Source organism: Macrococcoides caseolyticum (genome assembly GCF_002902665.1).
GTDB classification, from domain to species: domain Bacteria; phylum Bacillota; class Bacilli; order Staphylococcales; family Staphylococcaceae; genus Macrococcoides; species Macrococcoides caseolyticum.
The window spans coordinates 55,831-79,076 of the sequence record NZ_PPRM01000104.1; the positions used below are offsets into that span (position 1 = coordinate 55,831).

Below are 23,246 nucleotides of genomic sequence, written 5' to 3' on the forward strand. Positions count from 1 at the left end.
CTATTTTTTATATTCAACGTTGTATAAATCATGTCTTCTATCTCTTAATTGTCTTACTGTTCCATTCTCTCGTCCGCGACGTAATACTTCAAGATCAATATCACCAATCACGACCATCTCTACGTTCTCCCCTGTTTCACCTACAATACCATCTCTTGCAAATCCAAAATCGCTCGGGGAATAAATGCCTGAACCTGAATACTGGATATCCATATTTTCAGTTTGTGGTAAATTCCCGCATGTTCCACTTGTTACTGTGTAGATCTGATTTTCAATCGCACGTGCCATCGAACAATACTTCACGCGTAAATAACTTTGTCTATCTTCAGTTGAGAATGGTGTGAAGATGATCTTAGCACCTTTCTCTGTAGCAATACGTGCCATCTCAGGAAACTCAGAATCATAACAAATCTGAATCGCAATCTTACCACAGTCTGTATCGAATACTTCTACGTTATTGCCTGGAGAAATTCCCCACCATCTACGTTCATTCGGTGTAACGTGAATCTTGTACTGTTTCTCGATTGACCCGTCACGACGGAATAAGTACGAAATGTTGTAGATTTCATCTTCTTCTTCAACAAAGTGACTGCCACCTATAATATTAATATTATAACGTACGGCAAATTCATTAAACATCTCAATATACTGTTCAGTATATTTCGTAAGTTGACGAATAGATTCTGCTGGATTACGTTTCTCATCAAAACTCATCAGTTGTGTCGTAAGTAATTCAGGAAATACAACGAAGTCGCTTTCAGCATCGTATGCCACATCAACAAAATATTCAATTTGGTTCGCAAACTCTTCAAACGAATCAATTTTACGCATCATATAGTTGACGGTACAAATACGGACAGGATCGCTTGTCTTAAAGTGAATGTTTGATTTAGCAACGTAGTCCGGGTTGTTCCATTCCATTAATGTTGCATACTTACTTGAATTCACATCATCCTTTAGATAATTTGGATTGATACGCATCAAGGTAAATCCATTCATATACTGGAATGTCAATACTGGGTCTTTAATTTTGTGCTTCATCACATCGTTAACATATTCTCTTGGTGTGAGTTCATCCTGATACTTATGATAATTTGGAATGCGTCCACCAATAATGATTGATTTTAAATTCAATTCATAAGCAATTTCTCGACGTGCTTCATAAAGACGTTGACCAACTCTCATCCCACGGTAATCAGGGTGAACCATGACTTCTATACCATATAAATTATGTCCGTTATCATTGTGGTTCGTAATATAACCATTATCTGTAATACTATCCCACGTGTGACGATCATCATACTCATCGAAATTAATGATTAAACTTGAACAACTTCCGATAATTTTACCATCATATTCAATAACCATCTGTCCACGTGGAAACAAGTTAATATGGGACTCAAGATGTTCTTTCTTCCACGGTTCCATCCCCGGGAAGCAGATGTTTTGTAAGGCGATAATCTCGTCGATATCATCTTTGGTCATCTGACGCGCCTCGATTGATTTATTAAACTTATCTAAATTTATTTCTTCTGTCATGTATATTCTCCTTTATTTGCTCTATAATAATAAATAGACAAATCATTTTATTAGTCTATAATTTATACCCTATTATTATAGTCGATAAAAGTGAATAGGAGAAAATATATGAAATTACGTGTAATAGAAGAATGGAATAATATGACGATAGAGGCATTGCTTAAACATTTACAAATACCAAAGAAAGCGACACATGAGCTACGTATGTCTAAAGCAATTACGATAAATGATGCAGCTGCTACATTTCACGATACGTTAAGTACTGGAGATGAACTTTACTTACCTATCGCACAAGAAAAGAGCAATTATAAATCAAGCTATCGCATGTGCGAAGTGAAATATGAAGATGAGTATTTAGCAATACTCGTTAAACCAAAGGGTGTTAAGACACATCCAAATGATATGAGCGAGTCAAATACCTTGCTAAATCACGCAATCTATACACTCGATTCAGAATATGTGGAACCGATACATCGCCTTGACCAGGAAACTGTTGGCTTATTACTTGTCGCTAAAAATCCATTTATCAAGAAAATCCTTGACCGTATGCTGGAAGAGCGATTAATCAAACGTACTTATCGTGCAAAAGTTAAGAGTCACCTACCATTGAAGCATCAGACAATCGATATGCCGATCGGTAAAGACAAATTTCATCCCAATAAACGTCGCGTTTCACAAACCGGCGACCGAGCAGTTACACATATCGTAAGCTCTAAAGCAAATGGAGACGGTACTGCAGATGTTGAACTTCAGCTTGAAACAGGACGTACACATCAGATTAGAGTACATCTTGCTGAAATCGGACACCCTGTTATCGGAGACCCATTATACAGCGATTCCCATTTACGTCAACTCGCGCTAGAAAGCTATAAACTGGAGTTTATACATCCATTTACCGGAGAGACTGTTACAGCAACATTAGAGCAATAATTTTGAATATCGTATAGCGATTCACTATGATATACATATCAATATTTAGGAGGAGCAAAATGATAGCAACAGATATACAAGAGAAATTACTGACACGCCGTGCAGTCAAACAATACGATCCAGCGTTCAAACTTTCTCAGGATGAAATACTCGACTTACTTGATGCTGCAAACAAAGCACCGTCAGCATGGAATCTTCAACATTGGAAGTTTATGGTTGTTCACTCAGATGAAGGTAAACAGAAGTTACTCCCTATCGCCTTTAACCAGCAGCAAATTGTTGATGCAAGTGCGGTCATCGTAATATTAGGTGATAAGGAAGCAAATAAAAATATCGATGAAATTTGCGCACCTGATATCCAAAAAGGACGAATGACTGATGAAATTAAAGAACGTCTCGCAAGTCAGGTCAACAATGTGTATCAAAATGAACATTATGCTTATGAGGCAGCAGTCATGAACTCTACATTCCCTGCGATGCAGATTATGAATTTTGCAACGTTACGCGATTTAGGTACTTGTGCCATCGGTGGATTCAATCGCACACAATTAATTGAATCGTTCAATATCGACGAGCGCTATGTTCCAACAATGCTGATCACTGTTGGAAAGTCTATTAAGACACCGCGTGAAACAGACAGAAGAGATGTACAGACTATTACGGAATTTCATTAAAAGATAAGACACGAAAAAGAGGTAGGAAACTTATAAGTTTCCTGCCTCTTTTCATGGTTTTGCTTGTGGCAGAACACTTCTGTCACGACCTTTAGTTACGTCTTAGTTTATTCTTCACAAACCCTAATACTTTTGCACGTTTACTCATCACGGGTTTATGTATGACTTCTTTCGGTCTGATCAATGATCGTTTAAATTCCTCTGCTCGATACATCAATTCATCTTGTGAGTTAATCGCACGCGCATCATTTCTTACGTAATGATATATGCCATTTGAATCCTGCTCACGTGCTTTTTGATTATCTTCTAACTGTAAATTTAATATATCTTTTAATTCCTCTACAATCTTACTTTCAATAACTGGGAATAAGATTTCTACACGTTTAATCATATTGCGCGTCATCATATCCGCTGACGATAAGTACATCTTCTCTTCCCCATTATGATAGAAGTAATAAATTCTTGAATGCTCAAGGAATCGTCCTACAATGCTGATAACACGAATATTCTCACTTACACCAGGAATTCCTGGTCTCAAGCAGCATATCCCTCGAATAATCAGTTTTACTTGAACACCAGCATTACTCGCTTCATACAGCTTCTTAATTACTGTCTTATCCGTTAACGAGTTCATCTTCGCGATGATCAGTCCATTTCCGTGCTGTTTCTGACATTCGATCTCCTGATCGATATGTTCAATAAATTCATCACGAATCTCAAATGGTGCAACATGTAATCGCTTATAGGTCGGTTTCTCAGAGTAACCACTTAAGTAATTGAAGAAGTTCATCGCATCTTCTCCAATTTCTTTATTCGTCGTAATGATACCCATATCGGTATAAATTTTAGCAGTTTTATCGTTATAGTTCCCTGTTCCTAAATGAACATATGATACCATTTCATCATTTACTTTCTTAACGACTAACGTAATTTTACTGTGTGTTTTAAGGTGTGTCATACCATAAATAACATGACATCCTGCTTCTTCAAGCATACGTGCCCAATGTACGTTATTCTCTTCATCAAAACGTGCCTTCAGCTCAACAAGCACCGTAACTTGTTTACCCGCCTCAGCTGCATTTTTCAGTGCATCGATTATCGGCGAGTCGCTTGACACACGATATAGCGTCTGTTTAATCGCCAATGTATTCGGGTCTTCAGATGCATCTTTAATAAAATCCACAATCGGCTGGAAAGATTCATATGGATGATGGAAGAATATATCACGCTTCAGTGCTTCCTCATATAAATTTTTATCACCTAAATATTTCGGTGGACATGGTTCGAATGGCTTAAAGGCAAGTTGAGGGCATCGTTTCTCTATCATTCCTGATAATTGAAATAACATCGTTAAGTCTAGTGGTCCTTCAATCTTGTAAATATCACGGTCCTCAATCTCAAGTTCATCCTTTAAAAATGACGCATTGATTGACACATCCTGTCGCGTATCAATCTCAAGACGCACTGCTGCACCACTTTTACGCTTCTTAAGAAATTTCTCTATTTCAATCAGAAGATCCTCTGCACCATCTTCATGAATTGTTAAGTCTGCGTTACGTGTAATACGAAAAGCAAATGTACGCGTTACTTGGTAGCCGTAAAACAGCTTATGAATAAAATGTGTAATAACATCTTCCAGTAAAACATATACAGTTTTTTCACCATTCGTCAACTCAATAATGCGATTAAGTAAAGCTGGAATCTGGACGATTGCTGATTTCTTTTCACCATTACCCGTCACTACATCGACAAATATGTTTAACGATTTATTAGACAACTTTGGAAATGGTCGGTATGCATCAATTCCAAGGGGCGTTAATGTCGGAAGTATCTCGAAGTTAAACTTGTTTTCAACGATACTATAATTTTCAGGTGATAATTCATCAACCGATTTAAAGTACACATTGTATCCTTCAAGATTACGAATTAAAGCATGATATTGATCATACTGCATCCTCACATTATCTCTATTTGCCTTATCAACCGCAATCAGCTGTTCTGTCGGTGTCATCTGGGTCTTATTCTCAGGCTCACTGAATCCCATCGTTATCTGATCTTTCAGACCACCCACACGAACCATAAAAAATTCATCTAAGTTTGAACTAGCGATTGCTAAAAACTTAATGCGCTCAAGTAATGGGTTCTTCTGATCAAATGCCTCTTCTATGACTCTACGGTTAAAATCAACCCAGCTCACTTCGCGATTATTATAATATGCTTTATTTCCTAAATCTATGTTCTGGTTCATCGTCATCACATCCACTTTCTGTTTCATAATTCTGCCTATTCTACTGTACCGAATTAATGTAAAGCTTTTGTAAATATGAGGTTAATTTTAGATTTAATGATTTTTTCGATATGTTTCTTCTGTCTCTCTGCCTGATACTCTTCTGCTATTGGATCTCCGTTGTATTCGATGACTAGATTATATTTATCATCTTTCTTCTCAAAATAGAGTGATTCAACGATATTGGTATTGCTGATATTTAAGGCATGTGAAAATTTCAGAATGCTGCCAAGCATCTGGATGACATCTTTCTCATCACTGTTAAACCACTGCGTTTCTTCTTCATAAAATTTAAATAAAGATTTATTCTTATAACTGGCTAGTAAAGCGAGTTTTACGCGATTCTTGTGACTGATACCATTTAAACTTGAGTTTGAAAGAATATAATATGTGTGCTGGCTCGCTGCATCTGAATCGATATAACTGCCTAAATAATAAAGGTACGCAGCATGCTTTAAGAAAGTCTTATCCTTTTTATTACCTTTAATCAAGTCATGCTTTTCCATTTCGTAATATAGTGCCTCTGCAATCATCGTACGTTGCATCGCTTCATCATGCTTGATATTATAATCACTCGCTAAGTTACGTAAGGAATCTTTAAATACATTATCTTTATCAAACGGTAACGTATACTCCTGTTCAAGTACTTTCATAATGACACCTTCGCGCAATCCTTTACGCGAAAAGATAAACTCAGTGGCATCTACTTCGTCAAATAATGTATTAAATAATATACATGATGGAACGATGATATCCTGTCTATCACGACTTAAACCGTCCAGGTCTTCTAAATTATCTTCTGGTGTATTGATCAATGTCTCAAATACAAGTTCAAGATCCTTCTCTTTCATTCCATAACCATGTACACCCGCAATCGGATATTCAGTTAGTGATTGGTGAATTCGTGCGATATTTCTCGCAGATCCACCAATTGCAATAATTGGACACTTACGTTTTTCGAGCCACTTTAAGCTTTCAAATTGTGTTTTAATATATTTTCCAGCTTGTTTTATCGCCTCTTCGTCGTTATGTCCCTTACCATCAAAGAATAGCTTCTGAAGCGTTACGACACCGAACGGGAAACTATGTGAAAACTTTAGTTCCTTATCTTCAAAGTACGTAACCTCGGTACTACCCCCACCGATATCAACTGTTATACCATCTGGATAGTCTAACGTATTAATTACAGCATAGTATCCATAAAACGCTTCTTCTTCTTCAGTAATAATACGCACATCAACGCCTGTTTCAGCTTTCGCGCGTGCAATGATCGCATCAATATTTTTAGATTGACGCACTGCAGCCGTTGCGACCGGATACAATACATCAACGTTAAATTTATCAGCGACTTTCTGAAAGCTCTGAAGCGTATGGTATAATACATCGATTCCTTTATCTGACATCACTTTATCGCTATCTAAATATTGATAGAGACGTGCCGGCGTTTTAATATTCTGTAATTCCTGCAGTCCAATTTCAACTGAATAGTCAAAGATTACAAGTCTGATTGTATTTGAGCCTATATCTACTAATCCAATTCTCTTCATGATTACCTGCCCTTCACTTCTTATTTCGGATGAATCATCTCTTCAGGTTTAATCCATTCATTAAACTGTTCTTCTGTTAAATATCCGCTCTTAAGTGCTGATGCTTTTAATGTTAGGCCTTCTTTATGTGCAGTCTTCGCAATATATGCTGCTTTCTCATAACCGATATGCGGATTAAGCGCTGTAACTAACATTAAAGATTCGTTTAAATATTTCGTAATGTTTTCTTCAATAGGCTCGATGCCTACAGCACAATTATCATTAAATGATTGCATACCATCCGTTAATAAGTAGATTGACTGTAATGTATTGTACATAATTACTGGTTTAAATACGTTAAGTTCGAAGTTCCCTTGACTCGCTGCAATTCCAACAGCTGCATCGTTACCCATAACTTGAACCGCAACCATCGTTAACATCTCAGACTGAGTCGGGTTTACTTTACCTGGCATAATTGAAGAACCTGGTTCGTTTTCAGGAATAGAAATTTCAGCTAAACCAGCACGAGGTCCTGAAGATAACCAGCGTACGTCATTTGCAATCTTCATAAGATCTGCTGCAAGTGCCTTTAATGCACCGTGAACAAATGTTACTTCGTCATGTGCAGTTAGTGCGTGGAACTTATTTGGTGATGAAATAAAGTCATATCCAGTTTGTTCACCAATTTGTTTCGCAACACGATCACCAAATTCAGGATGTGCATTAATCCCTGTGCCGACTGCAGTTCCACCAATCGCAAGATTTAATAGTTCTTTCTTAGAAGTATTGAGTAGCTCCTCACATTTATCTAACATAAAGCGCCATCCTGAAACTTCTTGTCCTAGTGTTAAAGGTGTCGCATCTTGCAAATGCGTACGACCAATCTTAATAATTGATTCGAATTTTTCTTCTTTCGCTCTTAATGTATCACGTAATGTCTTTAGTGAAGGTAACAGCTTTGATTCAATTTCATGGAACAGTGCTACATGCATCGCTGTTGGATATGTATCATTTGAACTTTGTGATTTGTTAACATCGTCATTTGGATGAACTGTTTCATCGCTTGCTGCTTCTTTTAAATATTGATTTGCAACAAATGCAACTACTTCGTTAACATTCATGTTACTTTGTGTACCACTACCCGTCTGCCATACGACTAATGGGAAGTGATCATCTAATTTCCCACTTAATACATCATCACATGCTTTAACGATAGCGTCGCTCTTAGCATCTGATAATTTTCCTAATCCTTTATTTACAATGGCAGCAGCTTTCTTTAAGTGCGCAAACCCGTATACCACTTCAATCGGCATCTGTTCTTTACCTACTGGAAAGTTCTGTTTGCTACGCTGTGTTTGTGCACCCCAGAATTTATCCGCCGGGACTTGAATTTCTCCAAATGTATCGTGTTCAATTCTAAATGACATGTTATTCTCCCCTTATCTCTTTTATACTTATATTTTACATTAAATAACGCTTTCATTCATTAATAATTAACAAAAAAATCAGAATACATATCATGTATTCTGATTATTAATTATGCTTCGTCATCTTGCTTTTCTTCATGAGCTTCGGCGTTCTGTTCTGATATTTGTTCCATCTCTTTACCAAGCTCTACGACATCGTCAAAGTTCGTAACCATTTCATTTTCCTGATCTTCATAGCGATGATTTGACATAATTTAACACCCCTTTAACTGAAAGTTAATATTTATTAACTAGAATATAATCTAATACCAACCTATAAGGAGAATCCTCATGCGATACATCGTAAGAATCCCCTCACAACAAGTCTACAGCTTTATGCACCTTAAACACAGATATCATTTCAATGACGCCAATGTACGAGACCTTGAAAAGAAGGAGCTCGGCTATATCGGTGAAGTAATCGCTGATGAATTGATACATGCACACTTCGGTAATGACTCATGTATCTATTTAACTGATTTAAACTATATTATTAATTATACCCAAGTTCAGATTGATTCTATCTTAATTATCGAAAATACTTTATATATTTTTGAAGTGAAGTACTTTAACTTTGATTTGACGTATGATGGTGAACTTTATTATCTCGCTAACGGTGAAGTATTTCATTCCTTGAATAATCAGATTGAGAAGATAAAGAAGCTTATATGTTCAGTGTTTGAATTTAAAGTCGACAAGATTATTGTAAAGCCGTTTTTTACGAATAAAGACCAGAGAATCTATTCTAAGCATCCTGATCACTATTTAACGATACACAATTATAAAGCATTCCTTAATTCTATCGAGAATCCTAAATTTTATAATCAGGCCGTTGTAGCTGAACTGGTTCAAATGAGAAAGCCTAATGATTTTGATAAACCGTTAGAAATACGATATCACGAAGTTGAAAAAGGCGCATACTGTCCAAGTTGTTATCACAAATTAATAAAACAATCCTCTCAGAAGTTCCAATGTACGTATTGTAAGGCGACATTTTCAAGTCGTGAAATTATCGAGGCAAGCTTCGAAGATCTGCCAATACTGTTTCCGAATATAGTAATAACGACAGCGCTGTTCTATGACTGGTTCGGTGGTCTGATGAGCGAACGAAATTTAAGAAGATATTGGGATAAACAAGAGATTAAGCAGCCGTTTCAATTAAGTATTAAAAGAGAAAAATAATAAGTGTCACTTTTTGAGACACCCGGACTAAATTTGAGGCATGGGCGTCACTTTTTTGGACATTCGTATCAATTTTCACCCGCGAATGGCTACTATCCGGACATTCACCTCTACTCCTTCAACATCGTCCAACAAAAAAGACCCCTATCCGGGGCCTTTACTTCAATTAGCTATACATTTGATAGAAATATTCACGTAAGTCTTCAGGTAATCCTTGTGCAGCTTCTTTATCCATAATAACGTTCACCATTCGATGTGTCTTAAGATTAGCCGCTTCGAAGCGTCCACCCGCTTCAGTTTTATAAAGATTACGAACTATATCCGCTTTCTCACGACCCGTTAAGATAAGAACAACTTCACGTGCGGCACGTAAACCTTTGTCATCGTCTTGATCCAGTTCTTTATAGCCTACTGCTCCACTGCTTGTCACAGATGCAAATAAGATTGTCAGTTTTCCTTTGTTCTCTTTAGTCTTCGCTTCTTCATCAATCAAAGACATAATACTTCCTTTACCACCTTTATGATACTGACTTTCCACAATACCTATATTTAAATATTCTGCTTGTTTCTTGTCGTAATCAAAGATGTGAATCTGGCTCATATTTACTGGTGTCTTTGCAACATCCGCAGAAAGTTCCGCAAGTACAGCATCCGCCTCATTCCCCAATGCTGTTGCAATAATAGAAGTTGGATTATTGTTCATCTGTTTACGGAATAAATCTGCCACATAGTTTGCTGCTGTTGATTTATCTTCAAATACTTTAAAGTTCATTGCCATGATGTTTTCCTCCTAATCAATCTCTTTTTCATTATACATGATTACTTTTACTCTTACCCTAAATTTAACATACATAACCTTATAATTTATAAAGGGCGATTAGAAATAATGTTTAATTTATTCAAACTTTAGGTTATAATATGTATATTAATGTTATTTAGGGGGAGTACCAATGAATACTTTATTAATCGGTATGGTATGTATCGCGTTCTTAACTGCTATCTTAACAGCTGGCCGTGAATCTAGTTACGGTTTAAAAGAAGAAGATCTAGACAAGTAAAAAGCAGCCGAGGCTGCTTTTTTATTGTTTTAAAAATCCTTTTGACTTCAATACCCCATCGACATCAAGTCTCGGTTTACCCTTTAACATACCGATGACTTGAGCACTCCAGGCATCATCTCTTTGTCCATTTGTTCTTTCTTTATAATACGCACTCACACGCGCATCATAATCTTTATAATCCTCGAAATCAAATGGTTGATATTTGTTTTCGTGATAAACCACGTCAAATGGCAATCTTTCTTTCTGACTGCCTGTCTGATCCGGCACCCCTGCTACCATGCCAAATAACGGATACGTATATTCCGGTAAATTCAGCAATGCACTCACACGCGCGATATCGTTTCTTAATGAACCAATATAACATATCCCTAAACCCATACTTTCTGCTGCTACTGCCATATTCTGAGCTGCAAGTGCGGCATCTACCGTCCCCACAATTAATGATTCCGTTGTTCCAAAGTAATCATCGACATTCGTGTTGAAATGCTGTCCAAGATGATGATGACGATTAAAGTCTACGACAAATACAAATAGGTGCCCATTATGTTCAACATAGTTCTGAGTGCTAACTGCCTTTAGCTGTGCCTTTAGCTTGGGGTCTGTTACTCCTATAATTGAGTAGCTTTGAACGTAGCTTGAAGTCGATGCATGCTGTGCTGCAGTTACCAATGTCTTAATTTGTTCTTGGGATAAAGGTTCATCCTTAAATTTGCGTATTGAACGATGATTGAGTAGTAAATCGATTGTATCCATAGTGCACCTCCGAATTATTTTAACCCTGGATAGTTCTGCTGACGTAATGCCTCATATATTAAAATCGCTGCTGTATTCGACAGATTAAGTGAACGTACATTATCGTTCATCGGTATACGAAGCGCTGTATCCATATATTTTTCCTTTACCCAGTCAGGGAGACCTGTCGTTTCTTTACCAAATATAAAGTAATGTTTCTCATCTGTGTTGCTGTAATCAAATGTTGTATGTGGTTTCTTACCGAACTTCGTCAGTAAATAGTAATGCCCTTTATTCTTCTCAAAGAATTCTTCGATACTGTCATAATAAGTAATATTGACAAATTTCCAGTAATCCAGTCCTGCGCGACGCAACATCTTGTCGTCAGTCGAGAACCCTAACGGTCGAATTAAATGCAGATCTGTATCTGTAGCTGCGCAACTACGCGCGATATTTCCTGTATTTGCTGGTATTTCTGGTTGATATAATACGATATTGATTGATGACATCTATTCTACACTTCCTAAACTTTTTAATATTTCTATTTTAACATCATTATCTGTTTCCTGCGTATATCTTTCTCTTAAATAATCATGGGTAGACATACTAATTTGTCCAAGTGCCCAGTATGCGGTTCCTTTAATTTCTGGACGCACATCATTTTCTGCTACTTCTTTCAGGTCGTCAATAGCATCTATTTCCTTAAAGTGTGCAAGCGCTAAGATAGCATTGCGCTGAATCGGCTTCTTACCACGCCATGCGCCAGCAAGGTGACCAAATTCATTCTTAAACTCTTTGTTATTCATCTTTAAAAGCGGCACAAGTAATGGCTTTAAAGTTTGTGGTTCCAGTTCAATGTCATCATGCGTCGTATTGATGCCGCGATTTTTCGGGCATACTTGCTGACACGTATCACAACCGTATAGCCTGTTACCAATCTTCCCACGGTATTCATCCGGCATAAATCCTTTCGTCTGCGTTAAGAAACTGATACATTTATTGGAATCGAGTTGTCCATCACCAAGCAGCGCACCTGTAGGGCATCGATCGATACATATCGTACAGTCGAGACATGAATCGATAACTGGATGGTCAGGCGTAAATGGAATAGAGATCAGCATCTCTCCTAGATAGGTCCAGGTTCCAAGTGTCTTATTTAATATAAAGCCATTCTTTGCTGCGTATCCAAGTCCTGCACGCTCTGCTACCGCACGATCACTTAGCACACCTGTATCGACCATATTCATTACTTTCGCATCGGGCACACGTTCTAATATAAACGCTTCAAGTAACGATAATCGTCGATTTAGAAGGGTATGATAATCTATACCCCACGATGCCCGTGCGAATATACCACGACGCGCCCCGCGCATGCTTTTCGGTGCGTTAGGCAACTTATTCGGATAACCTACTGCAATCGCGATGATGGACTGTGCCTCTGGTAATGATAGCTTCGGGTCAATGCGCTCTTCAATCGAACCTTTCTCAAACCCTGAAGCGTAGCCTGAGTTGTAATAAGCTTCTAGTTTCGGTCGCAGTTCATGGAAAGGCTCTGCCGTCGTAAAACCAATCGCATCAATGCCGATCGTCTTACTATATGCGATAATCTCCTGTTTTAACTGTTCGTTCATTGTACACCTCCTAAGCATTAATAGTTTAACACAAAAAAGCATGTGGGCAGACCACACGCTTACAATACTTTAGATAAAAAGCTCTTTGTTCTTTCATGCTTAGGGTTTGTAAAAAGTTCAGAAGGCGGTCCTTCCTCTTGCACCACGCCTTTATCCATAAAGATGACACGATCTGCTACTTCTCTGGCAAAACCCATCTCATGTGTCACAACAACCATCGTCATCCCTTCAACAGCAAGCTTCTTCATAACTTGAAGTACGTCTCCTACCACTTCAGGATCCAGTGCCGATGTTGGTTCATCAAAGAGCATCACATCAGGGTTCATCGCCAATGCACGTGCAATTGCAACACGCTGCTTCTGCCCACCTGAAAGCTGCGACGGATAATGTTCTGCTCTATCCTGTAATCCAACTTTATCAAGCAACTCCAGAGCTGTTGCCTTTAACCCAGATTTATCTCCTTTATTAAGCAGTGAAGGTGCAAGCATCAGATTCTCAATAACCGTCTTGTGAGGAAAAAGGTTAAAGCTCTGAAACACCATCCCCATCTTCTGCCTTAATTTATTGATATTTATCCCTTTCGCTGTAAGCTGGTTGCCTTCAAATATAATTTCTCCGCTCGTTGGCGTTTCAAGCAAGTTCAAACAGCGTAATAACGTTGACTTCCCACTTCCAGAAGGTCCGATAATCGCAACAACTTCACCAGTATTTACTTCAAGGTCAATCCCTTTTAACACTTCAACTTCTCCAAAACTTTTATATAGCTTATTCACATTAATCACTTACACTCATTCTCCTTTCAAAGACATTCATCACACGTGACAATCCGAATGTCAATATAAAGTACACAACTGCTGCTATCAACAACGGTGTAAATGGATCAAACGATGCACCTTGCACCACTTGAGCATTGAACATCAGTTCAGATACCCCGATCACAGAAACGATAGATGACTCTTTAATCACAGTAATAAATTCATTACCAAGTGCTGGCAATATCTTCTTGATTGCTTGTGGCATAATGACTTTGTTCATCGCCTGCGAATGGCTTAATCCAAGTGAACGTGCCGCTTCCATCTGACCTTTGTCCACCGCTTTAATCCCTGCACGAATAATCTCAGCTATATACGCTGCACAGTTGATAACGAGTGCAATCGCTCCACAGATGAATGCCGAGAGATCGATGCCGAGCACTGCTGTCGTACCGAAGTACACTAAGAATACTTGAACGAGTAATGGCGTTCCACGAATAAACTCGATATAGATCCACGATATCGTTCTCGCAATAATATTCTTGCTAAGTTTCATAAAGGCCAGGATACCTCCAAATAATGAACCAAGAAGCACACCAATCAATGAAATAACAATCGTTCCACCAATCCCCTGGATAAAGAATGTTCCATATTTACTAAAGAAAGAGCCATCATCAAACATCTCTTGATTTGCTTTATCTTTATAATCCTGAATTAAATTCTTATCATTTACTTCCTTTATGTGTTTATTTAATTCACTTAACAGTTTTGGCGAATTCTTAGGGATAGCAATCGCTGTTCCCTTTTCAGCATCTGCAAACTGCAGCTCTGAGAATGTTAAGGTTTTATTTTGAGAAAGATATGCCTCTCCTACTGGACCTTCTAATATCACACCATCAATCTTTCCCGTATTGAGCGACATGATTATTTCTGGAACACGTGTTAATGACTGCACCTCTGCTTCTGGTATTTCTTTCTTAGCTAGTTCTTCTTGTGTCGTCTGTTTCTGTACACCAATCGCTTTACCAGTAAAATCTTCTATCGACTTTAATTTATCTTTATCTTTCTTTTGTATAATCATGCGTTGCTGTACATGCATATAGTAGTCTGTAAAATCTACTTCTTTCTTACGCTCAGGCGTTGGACTCATACCCGAAGCAATCATATCGATCTTTCCTGTTTTAAGCGCCCCTAGCAAGCTATCAAACTGCATATTGACAATTTTGAGCTCCACACCTAGATCTTTCGCAAGTTTTTTGGAGAGCTCTATATCAATCCCGGCATATACTCGCTTACCATTCTTTGTCTTTTCAAATTCATAGGGTGCATAATCTGCTGACAGACCCACACGTAGTACTCCATTCTTCTTAATCACATCATATTGATCTGTCGCACTACGCGCTGTAGAAAAAGGAAAAACTGACAGTAATACTATAAACACTAATGTTAATTGCATGACATTTCTTATTTTCATATGAGTGCTCCTTTCTGTTATACTCAAATTATACGTTATTTAGAATAATTATACAATGTTTTTATTTTTATGAATGTTCTAATAATTTTAATTTTTTTTGATTCTTTATAATCATTACTGTACAATTTATAGAACAAACAAACGAAAGAGTGAAACATATGCCAACATTAAATAATAATATTTTAGAAGTAACGATTCCTGGAACAAGACAATTTGCAAATAAAGTAGCTGGTCTGGACGATGCTGTTGACTTAACGCTCGGTCAGTCCGGTTTCGATGCACCACAATACATTAAAGATGCCATGGTTGAAGCAATCAACCATAATAAGCTGCGCTATACTCATAACCGTGGTCTTATTGAACTTCGTCAGGCCATCAGCGATAAGTTAATGCATGACTTCAACGTCGACTATGATGCAGAAACTCAGATTGTCGTAACAAACGGAGGATCGGAAGCAATAGATGATATTTTCAGAAGTATTATTAATCCAGGAGATGAAGTGATTATCCCTTCTCCAAGTTATCTTGGATATGAACCAATTCTGAAGCTGCTTGGTGCTAAAGTTGTGAATATTGATACACGTGATACGCATTTAATTCCGACACCAGAAGCGGTCAAAAGAGCAATCACTAAAGATACGAAAGCGATTCTCTTTAACTATCCGACAAACCCAACCGGAAAGACATTGACGTATAACCAGATTAAAGGTCTTGTAGATGTGCTGAAAGATGAAGATATCTTTATTGTGACTGATGAGATTTATTCAGAGAATATATATGACGTAGAGCATCATTCATTCATCGAATTTGACAGTGTTCGTGATAGATTATTTGTTATCAATGGATTATCGAAATCACATGCAATCACTGGTGCACGTGTCGGCTATGTTGTTTCTACTCCTGAACTTATTACACACGTTACAAGCGTTCATCTATACAACTCTATCTGTGTCGCAACACCCAGTCAGTATGGAGCACTTAGCGCATTTACACATGATAATAAAGAGATTCTCGCAATGAATAAAGCGTATAAAGAACGTAGAGACTATCTGTATGACAAATTAACGCAGATGGGATTACCCGTAGAAAAACCTCAAGGTGCTTTCTATATCTTCCCGGATATCTCTGTCTATAATTCTGATTCATATCAGTTTGCAACAGAATTACTAGAATCCGAACGTCTTGCAGTTGTTCCTGGCAGTGCTTTCTCTAAATACGGAGAAGGTCATATCCGTCTGTCTTTCGCATCAACAATGGAAGAAATTAAAGAAGCCTGTGTAAGACTTGAACGATTCCTGAATAATTATCCAAAACAACCGAAATAAATTTATATAAAAATAAACCCATGCGCTACGAAGATTGCATATCTTCATTGCACATGGGTTATTTCTTTGTCATGATATCAATATCTAAAACAATCTACTGCTGTGGCGTAAACTTATACAAGCTATCCTGATATTTCGGCATAATTTTCTTTAGGACCATATGTGTAACAAATGCGATCGGCAATGGAATGATCACGTATGCAAGAAGCAGGCTGAGTATATTTGCAGCGAAACTTCCTTCCATAAACTTCAGCGCATTGATTGGCCCAACGAGCCCTGTATATCCGAAACCTGCACTCATCGGCGTACCTTGAACATTAAAGAAATATGCACATAGTCCAGCCACAATCCCGTTAATAAAGAGCGGTAAAGCAATTAAAGGGTTCTTGAAGTATACAGGCATCATCATCTTCGCAGCACCAATAATTAAAGTCAGTACCGTTCCGCGATCATTGACCTTCAACGAACCAAAGATAAACGTATAGCAACATGCTACAATTCCAAGATTCGCTGCCCCGCTTCCTAGTCCTGAAAGACTAATCACAGTAGCAATAGCTACTAGAGAAATAGGTGTTGCCATCAGCAGGCTGTAACTAACTGCAATTAAAATGCACATCAACAGTGGATTCAAAGTCGTAAAATGTTGAATCACCTGTCCAATCGCACCTGTAAATTGTTTAACGTAAGGTAATGTAAGAGACCCGATAAAACCAGGTAAGATTCCTGCAAAAAGTGGTAAAAAGACGATATTCAGACTTCCCATCTTATTCCCTAGTAAAATTAATACAAATGCACTCAGTGCAACGGTTAACATCATGTTAATTATGTCACCGATACCAACAAACATAAAACCTTTTCCATTAAATTGAACAGCGCCAGAACCGAGCACTGAGGCACCGGAAAGTATCGCTGTCTGTAACCCGTTAAATTTAAATTGCTGACTTATTGTAATACCCGCCAGTGCACTCAGACAGAACTGAAAGATAATCAATAATTGTCCAAGACTTGTAAACACAGGATGATAACCTGCTAAATATTTGAAAAGCTCCCCAAGCATTGCATTTGGTACTAAAGCAACGACAATACCGGCTGCCATTCCATTTAAAATGTTAGTGAAGAATTGTTTTGCACTAATATTCATTTGTATACCCACCCTATTCCTTAATTTAAATATAAAAATGTATAGTATTATTTCTATCATACTTTAATGCTTAAAAGCAATGAATTTATTTAATTTTTTATAAAGTTGCCACTATTTTTCGGTTCTGTGCTTTACTCTAGTATTTCCAGGACTCAAGGTAAAATCTTCACCATTCAGTTGTTTTTATCTATCATACTAAATTATCTTCCAATATATAATATGATTTTGCATATATAAATGCATTATCATACCTAAACAATCCATATTCTTTGACTTAAATTGACCAAAACAATAAAATAATAATAACAAGCATATAGGAGGCTTATTATGACAAACGAAAACAAAGATCTTATGTTAGAGAAAATGATAGAATCAAGAACAATCCTAATCTCTGGAGGTATTGATGACAAGTCAGCGAAAGAAGTTGTCAATCAATTATTACTTTTAGATTCAATCAATCATGAACCAATTAAATTAATCATCTCTTCTCCTGGTGGACATGTAGACTCTGGTTATTTAATTCACGATATGATTAATTTCATCGAATCAGAAGTGAAGATTATTGGTGCAGGTTGGGTAGTTAGTGCGGGCGTATTAATTTACTTATCAGGTAAGAAAGAAAATCGTTACGCATTACCAAATACACGCTTTATGATCCATCAGCCAAGTGGAGGCACTCAAGGACAAGCGTCAAATATGGAGATTACAGCGAAAGAAATTATCCGTACACGCCAAAAGTTAAATGAATTAATCGCACGTGAAACTGGTAAATCTGTAGAAGAAGTCGAACAGCATACAGGCCGTGACTACTGGTTAAATACAGAAGAAGCAAAAGAATACGGTATCGTAAATAAAATTATTGAAAACCAAAAAGAAATCTAAAAAAATCTCAATGCACATTACGTTGCATTGAGATTTTTTGGAATTAAAGAAGCAACAAATATTTTAATGACGTAATAACCTATAGCTTATTAATGCTGTATATTTACCTTCTTATTAAAGCTCCTATTCATAGCACCTAATACGAGCAGTAAACTTAATGCTCCACAAATTAAGAAAGTAACAGCGTAATACCCAAAATCAAATATAATGCCAAAGATAACATAAGAGATAGGCATCAATAGTTGTGAAATTAAAAAGATAACAGAGAATATTCTACCTCTCACATGTTCTTCAATACTTTCTTGAAAATACAGCATAACAGGTGTATTCACATATTGTCCTGATATACCGACGATAAAGCCAATAATCATAAATGTATAATACACAACCCACAGTTCATCAAATATAAATAATGGAATGCTTACAATCATAATACATACTGAATTTACGACTAAACCACCCTTTAATATTGGAAAAGGAGATTTAAACTTCTTCTGAGAACCAATAATTAATCCACCTACAAGTATTCCGATACTGAATGTAGCTTCTAATATTCCCATCATCTGGGAACTTGCCCCGTAATGACCAATAATAATCTTACCCATACCAATATTAATACACGACATAAAGAAGTTAAGCGACATGAATAAAATGATAAGTGTACGAAGTATTGGATGTCCCCAAATATAATGAATACCAAACTTAAAGCTCTGCATAATATTCTCACTGTCATTCTGAGCCGTACTTTCTGTTTTTTTAAATAAATTAAAATTTAAGCTCATCATCATACTTCCTGCAATAATATATGCCACTATAAAGCATAGAATAAATACTTCCTTAGAAACAATAGCGTACATCAACCCGCCAGCAGCAGGCCCGAGCAACATTGATAAACTTGTCGCTGTAGAATTATAACCCATCGTTTTCTGCAGATGATCTTCGTGAACAATATTTGGCATTGCAGATAACAAACTGGGATTACTTACACTTGAAATATAACTGGCTAAAAATGTCGTAATATACAAAGCTATAATGTGAAAACCAAGAAAGTGAACATATAAGAGCAATAATGAAACTATAAGTGCTTCTGCAAAGATTGCATATATAAGAACTTTCTTACGATTATAATGATCTGCTAGATAACCTGATACAGGAGTTGCTAATATACGACCTATAATACCAATCGCTAAGTTAAATGAGAATAACTTTGCAGAACCTGTCGTAGACAATATAAAGAAACTAATCCCAAAGCTATAAATGGATACTCCTAATACACAAATCATCCCACTTACTATTAAGATGATCATTTGACGATAGGACTGTCTTATTTGATTTGTCATTAAATCTCCCCTTCGTTTAATTTAATTAAACTTATTATATAAAAAGAAAATTTGAAATGCAAACAAAAGTTTAATACAATTAAACATATGGAGGGAAAGAATGAATATGTTAGGAAGTAGAATCAGAAATTTAAGAAAAGAAAAGAAATTGACATTAGAAGCTCTTGCTGGAGATTATATGACAAAGGGCATGTTAAGTCTTATCGAAAACAACAAAAACAACCCATCAATGGAAAGTTTAGAATATATTGCTGAACGTTTAGGTACATCTGTCAGTGCTTTACTGGAGGATGGCAGCGAGGTTACAACAAACAATATTTATAATGAAATTAAACAGATATTAAAAGTACCGAATATTTCTTATCAGAAAGAAATTGATGGAATCCTATCCCCTATTATTAATGAGATACAGCATAACAGAAAGGGCGCCTTCATATTTAAGCATTATGCATTTACAAAAGCACGCATTAATGATGTTGATAATGCTGTGAAATATATGAATAAAGCAAAATCAATCTATGCTGATAATGATGATATAAATGAATTAATCGAGGTTGAAAGAGATTACGCAAGCATATATTATCTTGTAAGGGATTACGATAAAGCATTGCAGCATGCGATTACAACTTATGAAAATTATAAAGATGACCTATCTGTTACAAATCCAAATATCATCCCTAACTTACTCGTATCAATCGGAATGTTCTGCTATCAGAACTACGATATTGATGACTGTATTAAATACTTTAAGCTTGCTGAAGAAAAGTGTATAGAGAACAAGACTTACAAACATCTGACACCAATATATAAATCATTGTGCATCATGTATATATTGAATCAGGATGAAACACATTATAGAGTCACATATAAAAAATTTGATAATATAAAGCATTTAAATCCAGATGATTTCCAGACAAATTTCGATATATTTACAACAGATATCATCTATTACTTCTTTAACGAGGAATACCATAAGCTGTTACACCTACTGGATCAAAGAGATACACTGTTAAAGCACAATCAGTACCAGCAGCAAGTAAACGATAACTTCGAGGCCTTCTGGAGCTTATATAAAGCAATTGCACTTTATAACTTACAACAATATGACAGCGCAGTTTCCATTTTGAAAAGCGATGACGCTGATACAGAATTTACGGCACTTGCAGACGTAAGTATACATGCGCAGAAATACACTTATCTTGCTTTAAATGAGGAGCGATTAGGCAATCATAAAAGCGCATGTGATTACATTATTAAGGCGATGGGTATGATTGAATCAATCCCATCGAATCACTTCACTCAAATAACCGAACAGACATATGAACGTATCATAAATAAAAGCCTCTAGACGCAATGTTTAGAGGCTTTAGTATACCACCGGTCGGGGTCGAACCGACACTCCGTGAGGAACCGGATTTTGAGTCCGGCGCGTCTGCCAATTCCGCCACGGTGGCTAAATATTAAATTAATTGCAGTAAACTTAGTATAGTGCTAATTACCAGGATAGTCAATGACAGTGTGTAAGAAAAAAATAAGCTACCCTATGGTAACTATAAATGGAGCGGAAGGTAGGACTTACACCTACACCTCAGATCAGGAAGATCTGTATTCTAAAAGTTGAAATACTCCCGCAATATAAAATTAGTAAAGATGGAGGCGCCAACCGGATTTGAACCGGTGATAGAGGTTTTGCAGACCTCGGCCTTACCACTTGGCTATGGCGCCTTTAACTGGGCTAGCTGGATTCGAACCAACGAGTGACGGAGTCAAAGTCCGTTGCCTTACCGCTTGGCTATAGCCCATTAATAATAAAGGGCGACTGATGGGAATCGAACCCACGAGTGTCGGAACCACAATCCGATGCGTTAACCACTTCGCCACAATCGCCATGGCAGGGGCAGTAGGAATCGAACCCACACCAAAGGTTTTGGAGACCTCTATTCTACCGTTGAACTATGCCCCTATATTAATATTATAGCATATGTATGAATCAAATGGTGGAGGGGGGCAGATTCGAACTGCCGAACCCGAAGGAGCGGATTTACAGTCCGCCGCGTTTAGCCACTTCGCTACCCCTCCAGATGGAATGGTGCCGGAAAAAGGACTTGAACCCTCAACCTACTGATTACAAGTCAGTTGCTCTACCAGTTGAGCTATTCCGGCATAATACAAAATAAAAAGATGGCTCAGGACGGAATCGAACCGCCGACACAAGGATTTTCAATCCTTTGCTCTACCGACTGAGCTACTGAGCCATACATGGCGGTCCCGACGGGAATCGAACCCGCGATAATAATAAATAAATTGAAAACCATATTTTATTGAGTGCTGAAGTAAAAAATAATGGCGGAGGAAGAGGGATTCGAACCCCCGCGAGCCGTTAAGCCCCTGTCGGTTTTCAAGACCGATCCCTTCAGCCGGACTTGGGTATTCCTCCATATATAAAGTGGACCTTGCAGGACTCGAACCTGCGACCAAACGGTTATGAGCCGTTTGCTCTAACCAACTGAGCTAAAGGTCCTAAATCCAAAGGTAAACACTTATTAAAATAAATAGTGGCGGCAGAGGGGATCGAACCCCCGACCTCACGGGTATGAACCGTACGCTCTAGCCAGCTGAGCTACGCCGCCGAAATAATAATGAAGTTTATGGTGGAGACTAGCGGGATCGAACCGCTGACCTCCTGCGTGCAAAGCAGGCGCTCTCCCAGCTGAGCTAAGCCCCCATATATGTAAAGCGAGTCGGGAAGACAGGATTCGAACCTGCGACCCCTTGGTCCCAAACCAAGTGCTCTACCAAGCTGAGCTACTTCCCGTAGCTAATAAAAATGGCGCGCCCGAGAGGAGTCGAACCCCTAACCTTTTGATCCGTAGTCAAACGCTCTATCCAATTGAGCTACGGGCGCATATTAAAGATTAAATGGTGCCGAGGACCGGAATCGAACCGGTACGGTAATCACTTACCGCAGGATTTTAAGTCCTGTGCGTCTGCCAGTTCCGCCACCCCGGCATTTAAAATTTAATAATGGAGCGAAAGACGGGATTCGAACCCGCGACCCCAACCTTGGCAAGGTTGTATTCTACCACTGAACTACTTTCGCAAAAATGGTGCGGGTGAAGGGAGTCGAACCCCCACGCCAAAGGCGCTAGATCCTAAGTCTAGTGCGTCTGCCAATTCCGCCACACCCGCATATAAAATTATTAAAATGGTGAGCCATAGAGGATTCGAACCTCTGACCCTTTGATTAAAAGTCAAATGCTCTACCAACTGAGCTAATGGCTCTAGAAATGGTGCCGGAAAAAGG

General features: G+C 37.8%; 19 protein-coding genes and 19 tRNA genes. 6 read left to right on the forward strand and 32 right to left on the reverse strand.

The features are described 5' to 3' along the window. Positions 1 to 1,539: a bifunctional GNAT family N-acetyltransferase/carbon-nitrogen hydrolase family protein gene (locus CD152_RS11025; protein WP_012657473.1), complete on the reverse strand. Its 1,539-nt coding sequence runs from the start codon at positions 1,537 to 1,539 to the stop codon at positions 1 to 3. A gap of 108 nt (positions 1,540 to 1,647) precedes the next feature. On the opposite strand from CD152_RS11025, the gene CD152_RS11030 reads away from it, so the two are divergent. Next, positions 1,648 to 2,469 carry an RluA family pseudouridine synthase gene (locus tag CD152_RS11030; protein ID WP_103214791.1) on the forward strand — a complete coding sequence of 274 codons (822 nt, stop codon included), beginning with the start codon at positions 1,648 to 1,650 and terminating at the stop codon, positions 2,467 to 2,469. A gap of 59 nt (positions 2,470 to 2,528) precedes the next feature. Next, on the forward strand, positions 2,529 to 3,143 hold the full coding sequence (locus CD152_RS11035) for a nitroreductase family protein (protein WP_232237444.1): 615 nt from the start codon (positions 2,529 to 2,531) through the stop codon (positions 3,141 to 3,143). A gap of 91 nt (positions 3,144 to 3,234) precedes the next feature. On the opposite strand, the gene CD152_RS11040 is transcribed toward CD152_RS11035, so the two are convergent. From CD152_RS11040 to CD152_RS12005, 4 genes are all read right to left on the reverse strand, one after another. Further along, positions 3,235 to 5,400 (reverse strand): RNA degradosome polyphosphate kinase, encoded by a 2,166-nt coding sequence (locus CD152_RS11040; protein WP_407943925.1) that lies wholly within the window; start codon positions 5,398 to 5,400, stop codon positions 3,235 to 3,237. Positions 5,401 to 5,444: 44 nt separating this feature from the next. After that, complete coding sequence (ppx, locus tag CD152_RS11045; RefSeq protein ID WP_181451710.1) at positions 5,445 to 6,980, reverse strand: exopolyphosphatase; 1,536 nt, start codon at positions 6,978 to 6,980, stop codon at positions 5,445 to 5,447. 17 nt (positions 6,981 to 6,997) lie between these two features. Continuing rightward, on the reverse strand, positions 6,998 to 8,383 hold the full coding sequence (gene fumC, locus CD152_RS11050) for a class II fumarate hydratase (RefSeq protein WP_101140951.1): 1,386 nt from the start codon (positions 8,381 to 8,383) through the stop codon (positions 6,998 to 7,000). A 110-nt stretch (positions 8,384 to 8,493) separates the two neighbouring features. After that, entirely contained in the window at positions 8,494 to 8,634 is a 141-nt protein-coding gene (locus CD152_RS12005) for an SAS053 family DNA gyrase inhibitor (protein WP_165980580.1), read from the reverse strand. A 79-nt stretch (positions 8,635 to 8,713) separates the two neighbouring features. On the opposite strand from CD152_RS12005, the gene CD152_RS11055 reads away from it, so the two are divergent. Continuing rightward, a complete protein-coding gene (locus CD152_RS11055; protein ID WP_103214793.1) occupies positions 8,714 to 9,604 on the forward strand; it encodes a nuclease-related domain-containing protein in 891 nt (296 codons plus the stop codon). A gap of 166 nt (positions 9,605 to 9,770) precedes the next feature. Here CD152_RS11055 and CD152_RS11060 read toward each other — a convergent pair whose 3' ends face one another. The 6 genes from CD152_RS11060 to CD152_RS11085 form a co-directional block, all read right to left on the reverse strand. Next, positions 9,771 to 10,382, reverse strand: coding sequence for a 6-phosphogluconolactonase (locus CD152_RS11060; protein ID WP_101038289.1), 612 nt, complete (start codon positions 10,380 to 10,382; stop codon positions 9,771 to 9,773). A 301-nt stretch (positions 10,383 to 10,683) separates the two neighbouring features. Then, positions 10,684 to 11,418: an oxygen-insensitive NADPH nitroreductase gene (gene nfsA, locus CD152_RS11065; protein ID WP_103214794.1), complete on the reverse strand. Its 735-nt coding sequence runs from the start codon at positions 11,416 to 11,418 to the stop codon at positions 10,684 to 10,686. A 14-nt stretch (positions 11,419 to 11,432) separates the two neighbouring features. Next, on the reverse strand, positions 11,433 to 11,906 hold the full coding sequence (gene trmL, locus CD152_RS11070; RefSeq protein ID WP_012657482.1) for a tRNA (uridine(34)/cytosine(34)/5-carboxymethylaminomethyluridine(34)-2'-O)-methyltransferase TrmL: 474 nt from the start codon (positions 11,904 to 11,906) through the stop codon (positions 11,433 to 11,435). Continuing rightward, the gene (gene queG / locus CD152_RS11075; protein ID WP_012657483.1) at positions 11,907 to 13,028 is read right to left on the reverse strand and encodes a tRNA epoxyqueuosine(34) reductase QueG; all 1,122 of its coding nucleotides are present in this window, start codon (positions 13,026 to 13,028) and stop codon (positions 11,907 to 11,909) included. Between the two features lie 59 nt (positions 13,029 to 13,087). Further along, the gene (locus CD152_RS11080) at positions 13,088 to 13,810 is read right to left on the reverse strand and encodes an amino acid ABC transporter ATP-binding protein (RefSeq protein WP_103214795.1); all 723 of its coding nucleotides are present in this window, start codon (positions 13,808 to 13,810) and stop codon (positions 13,088 to 13,090) included. Further along, a complete protein-coding gene (locus tag CD152_RS11085) occupies positions 13,803 to 15,254 on the reverse strand; it encodes an ABC transporter substrate-binding protein/permease (protein WP_103214796.1) in 1,452 nt (483 codons plus the stop codon). Before CD152_RS11085 ends, CD152_RS11080 begins: the two co-directional genes overlap by 8 nt. Positions 15,255 to 15,412: 158 nt before the next feature. Here CD152_RS11085 and CD152_RS11090 point away from each other — a divergent pair, with 158 nt between their 5' ends. Then, on the forward strand, positions 15,413 to 16,579 hold the full coding sequence (locus CD152_RS11090) for an aminotransferase class I/II-fold pyridoxal phosphate-dependent enzyme (RefSeq protein ID WP_103214797.1): 1,167 nt from the start codon (positions 15,413 to 15,415) through the stop codon (positions 16,577 to 16,579). A gap of 94 nt (positions 16,580 to 16,673) precedes the next feature. On the opposite strand, the gene CD152_RS11095 is transcribed toward CD152_RS11090, so the two are convergent. Continuing rightward, positions 16,674 to 17,720 (reverse strand): PTS transporter subunit IIC, encoded by a 1,047-nt coding sequence (locus CD152_RS11095; protein ID WP_099482137.1) that lies wholly within the window; start codon positions 17,718 to 17,720, stop codon positions 16,674 to 16,676. 327 nt (positions 17,721 to 18,047) lie between these two features. Here CD152_RS11095 and CD152_RS11100 point away from each other — a divergent pair, with 327 nt between their 5' ends. Continuing rightward, entirely contained in the window at positions 18,048 to 18,602 is a 555-nt protein-coding gene (locus CD152_RS11100; protein WP_012657488.1) for an ATP-dependent Clp protease proteolytic subunit, read from the forward strand. Between the two features lie 89 nt (positions 18,603 to 18,691). Here CD152_RS11100 and CD152_RS11105 read toward each other — a convergent pair whose 3' ends face one another. Continuing rightward, a complete protein-coding gene (locus CD152_RS11105) occupies positions 18,692 to 19,942 on the reverse strand; it encodes an MFS transporter (protein WP_103214798.1) in 1,251 nt (416 codons plus the stop codon). Positions 19,943 to 20,042: 100 nt separating this feature from the next. On the opposite strand from CD152_RS11105, the gene CD152_RS11110 reads away from it, so the two are divergent. Next, entirely contained in the window at positions 20,043 to 21,290 is a 1,248-nt protein-coding gene (locus CD152_RS11110; RefSeq protein WP_101140958.1) for a helix-turn-helix domain-containing protein, read from the forward strand. Between the two features lie 24 nt (positions 21,291 to 21,314). On the opposite strand, the gene CD152_RS11115 is transcribed toward CD152_RS11110, so the two are convergent. The 19 genes from CD152_RS11115 to CD152_RS11200 all read right to left on the reverse strand — a co-directional run bounded on the left by CD152_RS11115 (position 21,315) and on the right by CD152_RS11200 (position 23,224). Further along, a tRNA-Leu gene (locus CD152_RS11115) sits at positions 21,315 to 21,396 on the reverse strand. A gap of 103 nt (positions 21,397 to 21,499) precedes the next feature. Then, positions 21,500 to 21,574: transfer RNA gene (locus tag CD152_RS12010), tRNA-Gly, on the reverse strand. A 19-nt stretch (positions 21,575 to 21,593) separates the two neighbouring features. Beyond that, positions 21,594 to 21,667, reverse strand: a tRNA-Cys gene (locus tag CD152_RS11120). Between the two features lie 5 nt (positions 21,668 to 21,672). Then, a tRNA-Gln gene (locus CD152_RS11125) sits at positions 21,673 to 21,744 on the reverse strand. Between the two features lie 12 nt (positions 21,745 to 21,756). Next, positions 21,757 to 21,829: transfer RNA gene (locus CD152_RS11130), tRNA-His, on the reverse strand. A 2-nt stretch (positions 21,830 to 21,831) separates the two neighbouring features. Continuing rightward, a tRNA-Trp gene (locus CD152_RS11135) sits at positions 21,832 to 21,905 on the reverse strand. Between the two features lie 32 nt (positions 21,906 to 21,937). After that, positions 21,938 to 22,021 (reverse strand) — tRNA-Tyr (locus CD152_RS11140). Between the two features lie 8 nt (positions 22,022 to 22,029). Further along, positions 22,030 to 22,105 (reverse strand) — tRNA-Thr (locus tag CD152_RS11145). Positions 22,106 to 22,124: 19 nt separating this feature from the next. Beyond that, positions 22,125 to 22,197, reverse strand: a tRNA-Phe gene (locus CD152_RS11150). Positions 22,198 to 22,286: 89 nt separating this feature from the next. Next, positions 22,287 to 22,379, reverse strand: a tRNA-Ser gene (locus CD152_RS11155). Positions 22,380 to 22,389: 10 nt separating this feature from the next. Further along, positions 22,390 to 22,463: transfer RNA gene (locus CD152_RS11160), tRNA-Ile, on the reverse strand. 35 nt (positions 22,464 to 22,498) lie between these two features. Then, positions 22,499 to 22,572 (reverse strand) — tRNA-Met (locus tag CD152_RS11165). A 19-nt stretch (positions 22,573 to 22,591) separates the two neighbouring features. Then, a tRNA-Ala gene (locus CD152_RS11170) sits at positions 22,592 to 22,667 on the reverse strand. 16 nt (positions 22,668 to 22,683) lie between these two features. After that, a tRNA-Pro gene (locus tag CD152_RS11175) sits at positions 22,684 to 22,757 on the reverse strand. Positions 22,758 to 22,770: 13 nt separating this feature from the next. After that, positions 22,771 to 22,847 (reverse strand) — tRNA-Arg (locus CD152_RS11180). A gap of 15 nt (positions 22,848 to 22,862) precedes the next feature. Continuing rightward, a tRNA-Leu gene (locus CD152_RS11185) sits at positions 22,863 to 22,951 on the reverse strand. 16 nt (positions 22,952 to 22,967) lie between these two features. Then, a tRNA-Gly gene (locus tag CD152_RS11190) sits at positions 22,968 to 23,042 on the reverse strand. Positions 23,043 to 23,047: 5 nt separating this feature from the next. After that, positions 23,048 to 23,131: transfer RNA gene (locus tag CD152_RS11195), tRNA-Leu, on the reverse strand. Between the two features lie 17 nt (positions 23,132 to 23,148). Beyond that, positions 23,149 to 23,224: transfer RNA gene (locus tag CD152_RS11200), tRNA-Lys, on the reverse strand. Positions 23,225 to 23,246 lie beyond the last annotated feature (22 nt).